We start from the raw sequence: 14,597 nt of genomic DNA on the forward strand, positions 1-14,597 counted from the left end.
ACCTTATCCAACAGGAATATCATACTAATCATCATGGCAATAGCCACCCCAATAACGCAAAGAGCGATGCGCTTTAATCTTAAATTCGCAGGAGTATTATACAATGATTCGGTAAAATTTGAGGTTGTTCAGCCTTGGCTAAGCCGCTAACTGAGCCAACCGATGATTTATTTTCTTAATTATTTTGAGATGCGGAGATTTTCCGCAAGTCGAAATAATTGTTGAGGCGAGATAAGATTCAAACATAAGCCGTTTGAACTGCGCTACCGAAAGATCCGGATAATCCTTCCTTATGACTTCTTTGCAGACATTGAGGGCTGTGAAGGAAAGATTGAACGCAAAGTCAAGCCGCTCCCTGTCGCGGGTCTGCTGTGACTGAAGTCCGGTAAACTGCTTGGCATCGCGTATGCCGAACTCAATATGAAAGCGGGTGCGGTAGAAACCGATGATCTTTTCAGGCCTCATATAGGTGTCGGTAGAGAAGTAAAGAAGAGGCTCTGCGTTTTCAACCGGACAGACCACGATACGGATGTCGCGTTTCAATGCCCTCGAATGTACGACTGCCGTGTGACATCGGGTTTTGTTTCCTTTGGAATCCTCATATATGAATGAAGTGAACACGGACATATCAAGGTTGGAGAAATCCACTTTCTCTCCATACTTTTTCTTTCTGCCGCGTCTTCGCGGGGCGGAGGAATCCGGCATGGCCAGATACCTCAGATATGAGTTGGCACGTAATCTCCCGACAAATCGGAATCCCATGCCAATCACTTCATTTACAAACTCATATTTGGAGAAAAAGGCATCGGCAACCAGAATATCCGTCAGTGAGAGCAGCTCTGTCGCCTTTGACCTGACAAGTGCCACATACCAGTCAAGCATTGACATTTGTTTCTCAGATTCAAGAGTCCTGAAGTTCGGTGACTGGACAGCACCGAGCATCACGCATGTATGTTTACTCAGACTTATTGCCCCGATCGCCATTATCTCCAGACCGCGTTTGACACGTTGTGCCACCCCGGACCAGAAACGGCCTATGCCATACGTCAGTCTGCCTGCTTTTGAAATGAACGACGGATCGATTGCCACTGCCATGTCATCGGCCGGCCCAAAACAATCCTGCGCCATACCTATGTTGACTTTCATCCAGTCTACGGCTGTCTTGAAATTGGAGGCAAAGGTCTTGGCTGTATGACCGCCATAGCGCGACAGCCGGGTAAAATTGACTTTGCCCGGAATCAACGCTACAGTGCGTATTGTTAAAATCAGCCAGTTGAGGAACCTTTTGCTCATCTTGGTTGTAGTATTTTCAAATACCGACTTACACCGAAAGGTGAAGTCTTTGAGAATCGCCAATACGTTCATGGTATAAGTGTTTTATAATGAACGCTTTGGCGATTCATTTGTATTTGACAATTCGACATATTAACTTAAGTTTCAACTACTTCGGTTATTTTTACCGAATCATTGTTATATAACTTTCTAAGTTCTTCTCTGTCCATGTGATATGTTCTCAGACTGGTTGATTGTTTCTATCTGCGGCCATCACCTTGATAAAGATGTTTTCATCTCAAAATGCGGATAATTCAGAAAATGCAAGGGCTTAATCTTGATTCTTGCCCGTTTGCAGGGCAAATATCTCTTTCTGGCGCTCAATTTCTGCGGTTAATTCTTCCCTTGTCGGGAGGTATGTCAGATATTTGGCTGCATAGAGTTGCTTGCTGTCTTTGAGGATTGAATACCGTGCCAAATCCTTACTCGTTTCCGAGCAAAGGAGTAAGCCGATTGTAGGATTATCACCTTCCGAACATTTCAACTCATCGTACATTCGGATATACATATCCATCTGCCCGATGTCCTCATGCGTAATTCTCGATGTCTTTAAGTCTATTAGCAGGAAACATTTAAGGATATAGTTGTAGAATACGAGGTCTATATAATATTCGCCTATGTCGGTTTTTATTCTCTGCTGACGGGCAACAAAGGCATATCCTTTGCCAAGTTCAAGGATGAATTTTTGCAGGTGGTCGATAATCGCGGATTCAAGATTAGTTTCCGAATACGCCGCATCTTGCGAAAAGCCCAAGAACTCTGCCACAACCGGATTCCGCAGAAATTTATGCCGGTCTTTCTGATAATCTGCGGTAAGCCGTTGCATCTCATCAACGACTTCACCACGTTTTGATTCCGGTGTCTGAAGCAGACGATGATAATATTGAGAGCCGATGTTGCGGTCAAGGGTACGGTAGCTCCAATTTTCGGTAGATGCTTCTCTCAGATACCAATCTCGCTCATCCTCGTTTTTAACACGCATAAGACGCTCATAATGCATCCATGAAAGGTTATTAGGCATGGGATAGACACACTCCTTGCCTGATATGGTTGTCGGAGATTCAGCAAGCAATGGTTGCTGATTCAAAAAGCAGTTCTTAAATTCAGCAAGCAGTGGTTGCTGAATTTGTAATCCTCTGAAAGAAAGGTAGAACTTCCTATAATTACGGAGGGTGGTAGCTGAATAACCTTTGCCATATTCTGCCGTCAACGCCTCTGATGCAAGCTCTATGATTCGTTTACCATATTCAGCGCGCTCCCGACCATGCTGCTCCTGTTCGACAATTCTTTTTCCAACAAGCCAGTTAGCCGCGACTTGAAAGAGGTCAGCGGCCTGATATGCCTTTTGTTTGGCGGTATATACTATCGCCTTTATATCGCTGATGAATTGAGCGTCATCAGCGTTGATATTGTAGTATTTATTCAGCTCGGATTGCATTTTGCAAAGTTACGAATTTTATTGGGAATCAGGGCTATTATCCGAGAATGTTAACAAGATCTTGTTTCATTTCCTCGTCAATGTCGCGATAACGGGCAAAAGCCTTGCTGCCCTCTTTGTGGCCTGATAAAGCTCCGACAAGATTGGGGTCTTTGACTTCCTTGTAGATGTTGCCGATAAAGGTACGTCGCGCGAGGTGGCTGCTTGCAATCTCGTTGATAGCCCGCTTCTCTTCATTGCCGGTAGTAGGATTCAATACGGTCACAATACGGGTGATACCGCATCGGGTAAAAATTTTCTTGATGGCATCGTTGTATTTTTGAGGGCTGATGAAGGGCAGAAGCATGTTCCCTTTCTTGTGGTCAGCATATCTGGATAAGATTTCTTTCGCACGATTATTTAGTGGCACACGAAGCACCTCAGGGCGCTCTCCTTTCGTTTTGTCAGGGATATACTCAACAGCTCCGTCAATTACACTATTGTCTGTCATACGCATAAGGTCGGAAACACGACACCCGATAAGACACTGAAAGACAAATATGTCGCGCTGGACTGCCAAAGCCGGATTTTCCGAGAGGTCAAAATCGGCAATCTTCTCCACCTCGGCAACAGATATATAATATGGCCGACCATATTTTTCAGTGCCGATTCCTTTGAATTTCGCAAAAGGATTGTTTTGCGTATACCCTCTCTCAATGCACCAGTTATAGAAAGCACGGAACCGCTTGAATGTGCAGCAGATGGTATTCGCTCCTTTGGGTTTGGGTCGTTTAGGCTTACGTTGAGTGCGGACTACTGCCGGAACCTCGGCATATATTTCCGGATATTTATCGAACAACTCCGGCTCTGCTTTCAGAAAATCTCCAAATTTCTCAATCCAATCGGTTGTGAAATTGTCGAGAGTCATCTTATAGTTGCGGTTTGCTGTTTTCTGAATGTACATCTCAAAACGACTCAATGCCCGCGCAAGGACTCTATAATGGTTCGCTCTCGCAGTGGAAAGAGGATGTTTTTCAAGATATTCATTAAACAGCCCGAAGAACGTCAGTTCAACTTTTTTCACCTCATATTTTTCAGGGTGGTTGAAATGGTCTATCAAATCGCGGAAAAAATCCTGCGACAGACTCTCCGGTGGATTATCTATACAGGCTGATACGATAAGTTGCTCCAGCGTAGTCAGACGTTTTTCTATCTCATTAAGAGCCTTCGCCTCTTTCTGATTGGCTCTCGGCATAATAATCGCGCCATCTTTGAAGCGTTTTGGATTCATATAGATGCCGCTTTTCAGCCGCAGACGCAATGAGCGCGAAACAGTCAGCCGAAGCAGAATCTCAGCCTCGCCCGAAGTGTTAACCTTTGTAGATATGTTTCTCGTGATTGTAGCCATAAGAAGTAGTTTAGATTAAGAACGTCGCAAAGATAAACATTGTTGTCCATCACATCAAGTTTTTGTCCACATTTTGTCCACCAAAGTTAAATCTGCGTGTTACTCATTAAATCTTAATTACTCGCACAAGGCACAATACTAATACAGATATAACGCTGTAATATAGGCGATTATAGCTACTTGTTACTTAGGATAGATATTCAACTCCATTCATCCTCATTCATATTTATTGTTCTCTCCGGGGTCACAATCAAAAATGGCAAAATGCCGCAAAGCACTGAAATCACTTGATTTTCAGTGCTTTTTCTTTTTGCCAAAATTTCAGAATGGCGCAGAATACAGAGGTGGTGAGTGAGTCATTAGTGAGTACTCACGTTTGTGAGTAATTCGACTCACGGTTGGCAGAAATCATCAGTGAGTCGGCTGAAACACCGAAAGTTAAGCCGTTATCACGCCTCACAAAGTGGGGTTTTGAGTATGGGAACGAACCTTTGACCCGGTTGGGGTCGCAATTTTCAGAGCTTCTAAACACTATTTAACTCTTAAAATATTCTTTAACCATAATTCCCCGCTCAAAACGCTGTTTGAAGCCGATTTCTGCGATTTGCACCATTTTGCACCATTTTGCACCGTGAGCTGGACTCACGGTTTTGGTGAAATACAGGCGTGAGCCGTCCAATCAGTCATATCCGTGATATTTGATGTTCTTTCTCGTTTGGTGATGTCGGCGAAAATGATTATATTTATATAACCATTAAACCCACAGAGAAATGACACCAGATTCTTATTTTACTCTGACTTTCTACGCAAGGAAGCCAAAGACAGAAAAGAGCGAATATCCGCTCTACGCCCGTATCTCGGTCGGAGGCCAGATGACGGAGTTTACAATCGGTCGTTCAGTGAACCCCAAACACTGGAACCAGAAACGCAACCAGAGCGATGGCACATCGCGCCGCGACAAGGAGCTGAACAAATTTCTTGAGATGGTGCGCGCCCGTTTCTGCGAAATTCACAACATGCTCATCCGTGAGAACAAGCTGGTAAATCCGGCTGTCCTTAAAGCGCATTACATGGGAACTATGGAGAAGCCCAAGATGATGTGCGAGGTGTTCCGCGAGGCAAACGAGAAACGCAAGGAGGAACTTGACCGTGGTGACATCGTGAAGCCCACCTATCAGCGCTGGACTCGTTGCGTTGCCTATCTGGAAGACTTCTTCAAACTTCACTACAAGACCGACGACATTCCGATAAAGGAGGTTACATCGGGGATGCTTGACGACTTCGAGCATTTCCTTCGCATGAAGAAATCCTGCGCCAACAACGCTGCCGTGCGCTATCTCCGCTGCGTCAAAAACGTGTTGCAGTACGCTCTCGCCCACAAGTGGATAGACCACGACCCGTTTATCGGCAAGAAATACCAGCGTACATACAGTGAGCGTCAGTTCTTGACCGAGGCTGAAATAAAGACCATAATGGATCTTGACCTGAAGGAGTTGCCACGACTGGAAGTAGTGCGTGACACCTTCGTGTTCTGCTGCTTCTCCGGACTTGCCTTTTGCGACATGAAATCACTCACCATTGACGACATACAAGACGATGACAAAGGCAATACTTGGATACGCAAGGCCCGTGCCAAGACAGGAGAAATGTGTATAATCCCGATGCTTGACATACCCCGCCAGCTCATCAAAAAGTATTCGGATCATCCTGTTGTGAAGGCTACGGGAGTAGTCATGCCGGTGATTACCAACCAGAAGATGAACGCCTATCTGAAAGAGATTGCAGATTTGGCAAAAATCAAAAAGCATCTGACAACCCATGTGGCGCGCCATACATTCGCCTCTATGTCGCTTTGCAACAACGTGTCCATCGAGGTAATATCCAAGATGCTCGGACACAGTGATATAAAGACAACGCAAATTTACGCCAAGATGCAGGATCAAGCTGTGTATGATGGTATGGCAACCATGCGCAGCAAATTCAACAATGTGCAGGTGGTATAAATTCGACTGTCACTGAATGAAATAAATGCGGTCATCGGTATTACCCGGTGGCCGCATTTTCGGTTTCAGTATTTGGGGCGGTATGTGGATTTCAAAAATTCCTCCACATCATCATCTGCATAGAGTATCTTGCCGTCAAGCCGGTAATAGGCAATCTGCCTGTTATCACGGTATTCCTGCAATGTGCGTCTTGAAATGTTGAGTTTTTCCGAGAGCTGGGCATCGGTATAAAACTTTTTGCCCAAGAACGACGGATGTATTTCAGTGTTCAATCTCTCAACGATTTCAAGCACTGTAAGACTGTCGGCATGGAAATTCCCTATTTCATTACTGTCATGAGTATATATCGTTCCCATTTCTCGGTACAGCCTCTACCCGTTCAAGTAATCCGAAAGCATCTCCGGCGAGGAACATAGATCCTTTCCCGCTCTTGATGAACCCTATACGTCCACTCTTTTTGAGCGAGCGTGCTTTGGACTCGGAGATATGGAGCAACTCACAGAGTTCCTGCAACGTAAGCCAATCATCAGGCTCTTTGTTTCTTACGCGCTCGAAGAAAGTGATAAATACTTTCTTCAAATATGACATTCGGCTGAATATTTCTTCAAGTTCGGATTTTTCGATTTGAACAAACTCTGGCATAAATTATTGGTGGATTAAGTGGTGGATGGGATATGTGTTTGAAAAAAGAAGGCGGGTATCCCTCCCGCCTTCTCACCACTAAATCCACAATCAAAATAAATTATGACTGCGATTCAGTGGCAAAGTTAGCGATTTTTATCGGATTATGCACTATGGTCAAGCGGCTATTTTTCAATCACGATATAAATTATCGCTGTCGTGGCGGTCATTCGTTTTTGGGCGTGTAGCACAGAATGTCGGTGACGGTATCGGTGAGCCATTCGCCGAAGCCCTTGACGGCTTTTCTGCCTGTTATTGTTCCGTAGGGTATCTCGTCAGCTCCGTATTGCCCGACCAGTATGCTGTGGGCAAGATTGTAGGGAGCGAGGTCAAGCAGCAGACGGTCGCCTTCGGGCGTGCAGGCGATAGTGCCGTCCTTTATCGTGATGAAGCCCTTGCGCACAAGACCTTCGAGTGCCGTGCCGTATTCGTGTACGGTGTGGCAGTAAGGCATATCAGGGTGCGTAGTGTCTGCGGTCAGCGTCGCATATCCGGTGAGGTTGGCAAGTGTCGGAACAAAGCCGTATGAAATGGGCGATACCTCTTTGACCGGTGCCATCATCTTTTCGACTATGGTGATTGTCTGTTCCGATGTGCCTGTATATTCGGGCTTCGGCTTTCTCACCTCCCATCGGCAGGTGAATGTCAGTCCGGCGATTTCAGCCGTCACAGAGGCATACTGCTTCTTTTCCGGTGGCATTGCCGCCGCGTCCATGCGCCCTGCAATAAGCCTGTACAGGCTGCGCTCGGTCTTTGTGGCTCGTTTGGATAGTCGGCGCAACACGGTTATTCTGTTGCCGGCGTCCGGTGCGGTGATGTATGGCGATGAGATAAAGCCCTGCTCGTAGAGCTTCTCCGCTGTCCTGACGGTGAGCGACGGCATAAAGCCGAAGTTGTCGAATGCGTCCATCTGGAGAGTGAGCATCGTGTGGAGTCTGACTACCGACGCATCTTCCTCCGTGACGGTCATCCGCGCCTTGACGGGTTCGCCGACAGGGATAGTGTCAACGATTGCGGCACAGACCCTCTCGCTCTGCCAAGACTGATCAGAAACGAGGTGCAGCCCTCCGTAATCGAGGAAGATTCTGTACGCCTTCGGCTGGGCGTCATATTGTGCCGCCTGTTCATCCATGTCACCGAGATACTGCATGGCGACGACCTCCTTGCGTGTCAGCGGCTCGCCTTCGTAATACCAGCGTTTGAGAACTCCGGCGAAATTATATTCAAACATCATGTCCATCGCGCCTGCCACAAGACCCGACTGGGCGAGATTGTGCAGGTGACGGCCCTTTTCTCGCTTGGAGAATGAACGCCTGATAGATGCACGGGTAATGCTGGGAAGCCACATGCGGCTCGTCGGATGCCCGACTCGGAAGTGTCGGCAGATATTGAAGAAACGCGCCTGAGCGTCTGCACCCTCGTCTGAGGCGAATACCACCTCTTTTGCGTTACGGAACAGCGGTTTGAGAACGCGGTCACGTTTCTTGTCGGTGACGGCGATCTTGAATTTCTCCGGCACGAATGGCAGACAGCCGTTAGAAGCCTTGTCAAGACCGACAGGCTTGATGAAGCCGCGGTGAACGTAGACGACGGTGATGTCGCCGTTGGTATATACCCCGTATGCCGGGTTAAGTGTCGCCTTCAACGCTTTGGCGACGGCTATGGCTATGCGGTATTTTTCGCATAAAATCAGTTGTGTCATAATTTTTGTGGTTTAGTTGGTGAATGTTTTGAGAACATGGGGAGGCCGCGCGTACCTCCCCATGTCGTGAAGATACTTGTCAGGATACTGACAGGTTGCCGGAGGCGGGATATTTGTCGCAGTGGATTTTGTGGATTCAGTGGTCGGATCTATGTTCCGGCAGACGTGTCAGCGAATCGCAGTCGTTTTGACTGTGGATAACGGATAAAGTGGTGAGGCGGCTACGGCTTTGGAGTCTTGAGCTTGGGCTGGTGCTGCTTTTTCTGCTGCGCCTCGTCCTTCGGCTCTGTCTGTCCGCGCTGGAGCGGTTCATTCACGTTCTTGGTCGCCTCGTTGGTCTTGCCGTCATCGTTTACCGCCATCTGGGTTTTGCTTTCCTCGGCGATGCCCACCACCTTGTCGCGGTCGGGATATACGCGGGTGGTCTGAGGCTTGCGCTCTTTGGGATCATATTGCAGGTATATGGTACAGTCGTTGCCACTCCTGTCCTTGCCCTCACCGACGAGTACCTGTTTCCCGGCGAGGTAGTCAGCCTGTTTCTGCTCGTCAAGCGGAATATGGTACCACTGTGTCAGACGCTTGGGATTGCCGTTGGCGTCGTGCCAGTTGTCTTTGAGGCTTTGCCCGGATTGTTGCCCGCCCTGTTGCTGGCTCTGTTGTGCCCGCTGTGCCTCCTGCTCGTTCTGCTGACGGTACTGAGCCGAGTTGACAAAGGCGATGTCACGCTTGGAGGCGTTGTATTGCAGGTCGGCGGTGAATTTCTGACCGTTGGGGAGTTCGACGTGCTGTTCCTTGATAAGACCGCCGCTTTTGAGTATGCCTATCTGCTGCATTGTCAGATTTATATTGGCAACCTTCTGTTTGATAAAGATTTTATCGATAGGAACGCTCTCGATTTCGTTTGTGAGGCGGTCTATGCTCACGAGGCATTTATGCACCTCTCCTGTCGCTGGGTCTTTGAGGTCAACGGCTTTGCCGAGATTGCCCGTGTTGGATAACTCCACCTTGTCCTCGGCGGTGAATGTGTAGCCCCGGAATGGCTGGTCAAGCAACGGTTCTTTCTTGACGAAATGTGGCGTGAGCGAATATGTGCCGTCGGGATTTGTGCGGAATGACAGGCGTGCGTCCAGCTTTTCGCCGCTTCCGTCGGGGTCGTTGACTTTATGTAGCTCAGGCGACTTGTGATGGTAAACCATTTGTTGGAGCGCGCCTGACTTTTCAAGATCCTCCCGGCTGATGCCCCATTGTTTCTCTATCTCCGCCCAGTTCACCTTGTCGGGGTCAACCGGTTTGATTTTTGCGGCGGGTGTCTTCATCTTGACGCGGTATTTGTCAAGCATCTCCCTGTTGGTTTCGGGGTCGTTGAGCATTTCCGCCATAGGCTGCCCCAGAGCCTCGTAGTCGGCGGCCGACATCTTGAATATGCCGAAGGTGGTCGGGTTCTTCGCCTGACGCATGAAGTTGGCGATGAATGCCTCGATGGGGTTCTGCCCTTTGGTGAACTTGATGAGTTCGCTTAACGGGGTCGATTTTACATCGGCCATTTTGGGGGTGCCGTCGGGGTTTTGACCGACGACCGCGCCTACCTGCCCGGTTTCATTGTCGCGGGCAATCAGCACTTCTTCCTTTGGATTTTCTTCCATGAGTGAATTAAAGATTTAGCGGTGATTATTTATCGGTGTTTCCACCGGTGTTGTTATGTTTTTTCTTCATCTTGGGATAGTCCGGATGCCGGGAGCTGATGAAGTGATTGTCTATGAAATCATTGAAGGCTTCCTGTGTCACGAATGCTGCCCCGCAGGTCAGACTTTCGTAGATTTCAATTTTTCCCTCGTCACGGTATTTGCGCATTGTCTTTTTGGAGATGTGCAACCCAAAGGCCACATCATCAAGGGATATTATACGCTTACCGTGGTAAAATAATTCGGGAGGTGCGCGAATGTCGTCATTGTGAGTTCTGATGCCGGCGAGAGCCATGCCTGCAATCACAGCGGTCTTGAAATCCGCTTCGGTGGATGTTCCGTTGCCCATAATGTCATTCCGCGTCTGTGGTGCTGAACATCTCTCTGAGTGCCACGCTCAAAAATAAGAACATGAGGCAAGCGACAAACCAGTCGATATTCTCCGCATTGTCATCGCACACAGGAGCGGAACATGCTTGCTTTCCGTCGAACTTACGCTTGAATGAACGTTTTTTCTTTTTCGTGGAAGACTTCTTTACGAAGTCGGTGGCATTGGGTGGATTTTTTGTTTCCATTCGGTTGTTTTGGGTTTGGTTTGCGAGGAATAGCCCTCGGTTGAAATTATAACCGAATGGTTGAAAATTGAGGTGATCGGAGGCGTGTTAAAATCAACAACACACTAAATAGCAGCCTCTTAATTGCTTGAAATTTACAATAGTTAAATTTTTGCTTTCACGCTGGATAGTAAATAAACCTGAAGATTAAGCGTGAAATATATCCTTAAAATGAAAAAATGGCAGATTAGATTAAGGCAAAAAAATAGCGTATAATATCTACGCTAACTATTGAAGGTTCTGCAATACCTATGACGATAGCTTGAATACTATACGCTATGCAGTAAGCATAGCATAAGCATCACGCCAAGCTCGTCATTAATGAATTTTGCAGATTCTCAATAGAACTTATGCGGAAGTTATGTTATCCTATAAATTTGATGCGATTGACTCTACAACCGCAGTCTTTGCTATTTTAACACTGCAAAGTTAGTGATTTTTTACGAGCTGTCAAACCTCCGGCTCGCCCTTCTTGCCGATACAGTGTTTTTTACGCTGTTCTATCAGAGCGCGTTCCGATATTCCCAACAGCTTTGCCGCTCCTGTCCAAGAACCACTGCGACGGTACGCCTCAATGATTTTTTCCTTGTCTTTTTGCGGCTTGCGCAGAGTAAGGCTGTCATCTGCATCAGGCTCCGACTGGCTGAAATTGAGGTCAGTTGCCGATATTATATCTGTCTTTGAATGGAATGCGGCATAGAGGACGGTATCTTTCAGTTCCCTTACATTGCCGGGCCACGGGTGCAGCTTCAACGCTTTGACTGCCGAGGCATCGAGCTTTTTCTTGTGCTGTTCTCTGCGATGGGCAAAACGTGTCAGGAAATAGTCTGACAACGGCACGATGTCTTCGGTCACTTCCCTTAATGGCGGCACTGTGATGTCAACTGGTCGTAGAATGTAGAACAGATTTGGGCGAAACGTCTTTTCAGACACCATACGACGCAGGTCGGGGTCTGCTGTGCATATAACCCTCACATTCGGATGCTCGTTTTCAAGTATATGCAGAAGCACCGATTGTTTCTCGAAGGTCAGCAACTGCACGTTCTTGATTATGATCGTACCGCCGTCAGCCTTCTTGAAGTACCCTTCCATACGGTTAAGCACTTCGCTGCGCAGATTTGCAGGGTCATGGTTGCCCACAAGTGCCGCGCCGCCGGCTTCTATGACGGTGCATGGCTTTTGCGACCGCGAACTGAGCCTGTAAATCTCTTTTGCAATCTGCTCTTTCCCTGAACCGCATTCGCCGAAGATGACGGCATTGACATCCGTCGCGGCAATATTTCTTATTGCCCGCTCAATCACAGCAAATGCCTCGCTTTGGCGTGGGATAAGCTCGTCATGGAGCAACAGCATTGTTCTGCCCGGTCTTGCATACCTGCCCACTGTTTCGACAAGCTGCTTGTCCATTGCCGGACGCTGAATGATGTTGACGGCACCTCCGTCTTTCATCACATCGGCAATATCCAATGGGTTGAGATTGTCCACTATGGCGACTACGGGAAATCCGTATCCCTCCGTCTTCTGCCAGTTGATTAACTCCTGTGCTGTGCCACGGACGAATTTCATCGCCGCGACAATCACTGCGCCGGGTGGCAGTTTTGCCACCTCGTCTTTTGCGGCCTCCATCGTATCGACGGCAATCGGCTCATATCCGTGCTTGACAAGCAAGCCCGACATAAGCCGACGGTCTGATTCGGAGGCATCTACAATTAGAATTGTCTTCATCGTGTAGTAAATAATTAAGTTAAACAGATATGTAATATTTATTATTCTGTCATGTTTTCAATATTGCCAGCCATAATGAATGGGAGATTTCTTTTTATTCTATCCTTTGTCCAATCCCACCACCGAAGCGACAGTAGTTGCTCAATAATATCCGGGCTATACCGTTTGCGGATTACTTTTGCCGGTATACCGCCAACGATAGAGTAAGGAGGAACATCCTTAGTTACGACTGCTCTTGTTCCTATAATGGCACCATCTCCGATTTTTACACCGGCAAGAATAACTGCCTCAAAACCAATCCATACATCATTGCCTATCACGATGTCACCTTTGTTGTCCCAAGCAGAAGCTACATTTGACTTTTCCAATTCCCAATCTTCATAAAACAGAGAGAATGTATAGGTTGACAAAGATTTTAGTGTATGGTTGGCACAGTTAAACAGAAACTTTACACCACAGGCAATGGAACAAAACTTGCCAATTATCAGTCGCTCATGATTAATAGGGTAATGATACAGCACATTATTCTGCTCGAACTGACGAGGGTCTGAGATAAAATCATTGTAAATCGTGTAATCACCTACCTCAATCGACGGGTCTTTAACCACTGCGTTCAGATAAACGGTTTGTGTGTCACCCTTACGGGGATATATTTTATTCATCATATCCTGTTGTTTTTTGAATTGTATAATTTCAGATAAATAAAAGATTGAATACCGAGCATTATCACATATAGATATTCTACGCTCCAATAAGTTGCCAATCGGACATTGAGATTACTCAATCCCCATAAACAGAATAAATAGGCGATAGTAGTGATTACTTGAAAAAAGAATACGGTCTTTGTCGCACCGGTACCTGTCACCGCATTAAGATAAATATAACCCGGCAGTGCGAAGAAGTAATTCAGAAGCATAACCACATATGGTTGCCATGCGATTTGCTTAACAACCGGATTTTCAGTATACGCCCCGATAATTAATGGATGAAGTGACAACGCAATAATAATCAATGGGGTACCGATATAAAGCCCCAATCGGATTACCTTATGACAAAGCGGAAAAACTGCATTTCTCTCACCTGCGCCAATTGAATTGCTTACCAAAGAGCTTGTGACAGCCCCCAATGCAGTTACTATAACAGAGAATAAAGCGGAAACACTTCTTACAATATTAGATACCGCCAATTCGATTTCTCCCAATCTCTCAATAGCGATAAAAAACAAGAACCAGATGGCTACGCTTGTAAAAAACTGGAGCATACTCCAGACAGAGACAGAAAACACCTCTTTTAGTATTTTTATGTCTATACGCCAAGATAAACCATACTTGTGTTTTCTTACGCAAAGAAACATATAAGCTACCAATATCAACAATGAGCACAACTCTGCAAATGAAGAGCCGATAGCGGCTCCTGATATACCCATATCATATCTGAAAATCAAAAGCCAGTTGAGAGGAATGTTCATCAATACGGCAGTTAAAGCAGCTAAATTCAGAGGTTTTGTTTCTGTAATGCCGACTAAAAACGAGCGGATAGCAAGAAACGGGAAAGAGAAGAACAATCCTATTATACGCCAATCCAGATACTTGACAACTGCATTATAGACTTCGGGAGAGGTAATCAGATACTTTAATAGTTGTGGAGAAAAGAACTTTGATAACAGACAAAGTAATGACGCAAGTATCAGTAAGAAACACAGGCCTTGAAAAAACGTTTTTCCAGTTTCTTCGTATTTTTGTTCTCCGTTGCGTCGTGCAATTACAACTTGCAGCCCTACACTGAACCCTAAGCCAAGCATATAGATTGCCAAGAACCATATTCCGGCAAGTGCGGATGCGCCAAGTTCGATTTCACCGACATGCCCCAAGAACAAGGCATCGGTTATATTTATCAGCTGTTCAATAAGAAAGCTCATCATCACAGGATATGCGATGAGCCATATTTGTTTATAGCTATAATTCACTTGTTCAAATCAATATGATAAGATACAGTAAGCCACACCACATAATGCGGTGTAACGCTGCCTAATG

At 46.4% G+C, this 14,597-nt stretch carries 13 protein-coding genes; 1 reads left to right on the top strand and 12 read right to left on the bottom strand.

Translation table 11 applies throughout. The annotated features are described in order from the left end of the window. Positions 1-138: 138 nt before the first annotated feature. The 3 genes from E7747_RS03040 to E7747_RS03050 form a co-directional block, all read right to left on the bottom strand. The gene (locus tag E7747_RS03040; RefSeq protein WP_136414025.1) at positions 139-1,365 is read right to left on the bottom strand and encodes a transposase; all 1,227 of its coding nucleotides are present in this window, start codon (positions 1,363-1,365) and stop codon (positions 139-141) included. 238 nt (positions 1,366-1,603) lie between these two features. After that, complete coding sequence (locus E7747_RS03045; RefSeq protein ID WP_136414027.1) at positions 1,604-2,770, bottom strand: PDDEXK nuclease domain-containing protein; 1,167 nt, start codon at positions 2,768-2,770, stop codon at positions 1,604-1,606. A 37-nt stretch (positions 2,771-2,807) separates the two neighbouring features. Beyond that, entirely contained in the window at positions 2,808-4,157 is a 1,350-nt protein-coding gene (locus E7747_RS03050) for a site-specific integrase (RefSeq protein WP_136414029.1), read from the bottom strand. A 770-nt stretch (positions 4,158-4,927) separates the two neighbouring features. On the opposite strand from E7747_RS03050, the gene E7747_RS03055 reads away from it, so the two are divergent. Next, positions 4,928-6,160, top strand: coding sequence for a site-specific integrase (locus E7747_RS03055; RefSeq protein ID WP_136414031.1), 1,233 nt, complete (start codon positions 4,928-4,930; stop codon positions 6,158-6,160). A gap of 65 nt (positions 6,161-6,225) precedes the next feature. Here E7747_RS03055 and E7747_RS03060 read toward each other — a convergent pair whose 3' ends face one another. The 9 genes from E7747_RS03060 to E7747_RS03100 all read right to left on the bottom strand — a co-directional run bounded on the left by E7747_RS03060 (position 6,226) and on the right by E7747_RS03100 (position 14,530). Continuing rightward, positions 6,226-6,516: a helix-turn-helix domain-containing protein gene (locus E7747_RS03060; RefSeq protein WP_123550669.1), complete on the bottom strand. Its 291-nt coding sequence runs from the start codon at positions 6,514-6,516 to the stop codon at positions 6,226-6,228. Next, positions 6,494-6,802: a helix-turn-helix domain-containing protein gene (locus E7747_RS03065; RefSeq protein WP_136414033.1), complete on the bottom strand. Its 309-nt coding sequence runs from the start codon at positions 6,800-6,802 to the stop codon at positions 6,494-6,496. The genes E7747_RS03060 and E7747_RS03065 overlap by 23 nt, the downstream gene beginning before the upstream one ends. Positions 6,803-7,007: 205 nt before the next feature. Further along, a complete protein-coding gene (locus E7747_RS03070) occupies positions 7,008-8,543 on the bottom strand; it encodes a DNA topoisomerase III family protein (RefSeq protein ID WP_136414035.1) in 1,536 nt (511 codons plus the stop codon). 221 nt (positions 8,544-8,764) lie between these two features. Further along, a complete protein-coding gene (locus E7747_RS03075; RefSeq protein ID WP_136414037.1) occupies positions 8,765-10,186 on the bottom strand; it encodes a DUF4099 domain-containing protein in 1,422 nt (473 codons plus the stop codon). Between the two features lie 25 nt (positions 10,187-10,211). Continuing rightward, complete coding sequence (locus tag E7747_RS03080) at positions 10,212-10,574, bottom strand: hypothetical protein (RefSeq protein ID WP_123618588.1); 363 nt, start codon at positions 10,572-10,574, stop codon at positions 10,212-10,214. A 4-nt stretch (positions 10,575-10,578) separates the two neighbouring features. Then, positions 10,579-10,800 carry a hypothetical protein gene (locus E7747_RS03085; protein ID WP_136011240.1) on the bottom strand — a complete coding sequence of 74 codons (222 nt, stop codon included), beginning with the start codon at positions 10,798-10,800 and terminating at the stop codon, positions 10,579-10,581. Between the two features lie 489 nt (positions 10,801-11,289). Further along, a complete protein-coding gene (locus E7747_RS03090; RefSeq protein WP_136414039.1) occupies positions 11,290-12,564 on the bottom strand; it encodes a sigma-54-dependent transcriptional regulator in 1,275 nt (424 codons plus the stop codon). Positions 12,565-12,605: 41 nt separating this feature from the next. Beyond that, on the bottom strand, positions 12,606-13,229 hold the full coding sequence (locus tag E7747_RS03095; RefSeq protein ID WP_123550676.1) for a CatB-related O-acetyltransferase: 624 nt from the start codon (positions 13,227-13,229) through the stop codon (positions 12,606-12,608). Next, positions 13,226-14,530, bottom strand: a complete 1,305-nt coding sequence (locus E7747_RS03100; protein WP_228449235.1) for an MATE family efflux transporter — start codon at positions 14,528-14,530, stop codon at positions 13,226-13,228. Before E7747_RS03100 ends, E7747_RS03095 begins: the two co-directional genes overlap by 4 nt. Positions 14,531-14,597 lie beyond the last annotated feature (67 nt).

Source organism: Duncaniella dubosii (assembly GCF_004803915.1).
Classification (GTDB): Bacteria; Bacteroidota; Bacteroidia; order Bacteroidales; family Muribaculaceae; genus Duncaniella; species Duncaniella dubosii.

Coding starts and splice junctions, on each gene's coding strand:
- E7747_RS03090 (WP_136414039.1), bottom strand. CDS start 12,564: ATGAAGACAATTCTAATTGTAGATGCCTCCGAATCAGACCGTCGGCTT.
- E7747_RS03080 (WP_123618588.1), bottom strand. CDS start 10,574: ATGGGCAACGGAACATCCACCGAAGCGGATTTCAAGACCGCTGTGATT.
- E7747_RS03085 (WP_136011240.1), bottom strand. CDS start 10,800: ATGGAAACAAAAAATCCACCCAATGCCACCGACTTCGTAAAGAAGTCT.
- E7747_RS03060 (WP_123550669.1), bottom strand. CDS start 6,516: ATGGGAACGATATATACTCATGACAGTAATGAAATAGGGAATTTCCAT.
- E7747_RS03075 (WP_136414037.1), bottom strand. CDS start 10,186: ATGGAAGAAAATCCAAAGGAAGAAGTGCTGATTGCCCGCGACAATGAA.
- E7747_RS03095 (WP_123550676.1), bottom strand. CDS start 13,229: ATGATGAATAAAATATATCCCCGTAAGGGTGACACACAAACCGTTTAT.
- E7747_RS03055 (WP_136414031.1), top strand. CDS start 4,928: ATGACACCAGATTCTTATTTTACTCTGACTTTCTACGCAAGGAAGCCA.
- E7747_RS03040 (WP_136414025.1), bottom strand. CDS start 1,365: ATGAACGTATTGGCGATTCTCAAAGACTTCACCTTTCGGTGTAAGTCG.
- E7747_RS03065 (WP_136414033.1), bottom strand. CDS start 6,802: ATGCCAGAGTTTGTTCAAATCGAAAAATCCGAACTTGAAGAAATATTC.
- E7747_RS03050 (WP_136414029.1), bottom strand. CDS start 4,157: ATGGCTACAATCACGAGAAACATATCTACAAAGGTTAACACTTCGGGC.
- E7747_RS03045 (WP_136414027.1), bottom strand. CDS start 2,770: ATGCAATCCGAGCTGAATAAATACTACAATATCAACGCTGATGACGCT.
- E7747_RS03070 (WP_136414035.1), bottom strand. CDS start 8,543: ATGACACAACTGATTTTATGCGAAAAATACCGCATAGCCATAGCCGTC.